Origin of the sequence: Mesorhizobium sp. M2E.F.Ca.ET.209.01.1.1, assembly GCF_004010375.2 — a bacterium.
Taxonomy (GTDB): Bacteria; Pseudomonadota; Alphaproteobacteria; order Rhizobiales; family Rhizobiaceae; genus Mesorhizobium.
Map to the genome: position 1 here is coordinate 1 of NZ_SADP02000774.1, position 323 is coordinate 323.

Consider the following 323-nt stretch of genomic DNA (forward strand, 5'->3'; position numbering starts at 1 on the left):
GAGAAGCCCGATTTCTCGATCGAGACGAAGGCGATGGCGGATGGGCTGTGGCCAGTCGCGGGCATGGACGAGGCAGGCCGCGGGCCGCTCGCCGGCCCGGTGGTGGCCGCCGCCGTGGTGCTCAACCCGGCCAACATCCCCGAGGGCCTGGACGATTCCAAGCGCCTCACCCATCTGCAGCGCGAGGCGCTGTTCCTGAAAATCCTCGGCTCCGCGCTCAGCGTCTCGATGGCGTCGATCAGCGCGGAGGGTATCGATGGCAGCAACATCCTCAAGGCGAGCCTCGAAGCGATGCGCAGCCCGACCAGCGCGCGGCGCATCGC

General features: G+C 69.0%; 1 pseudogene. It reads left to right on the plus strand.

The features are described 5' to 3' along the window. A pseudogene (locus EN852_RS37845) lies at positions 1-323 on the plus strand (ribonuclease HII); the annotation flags it as partial.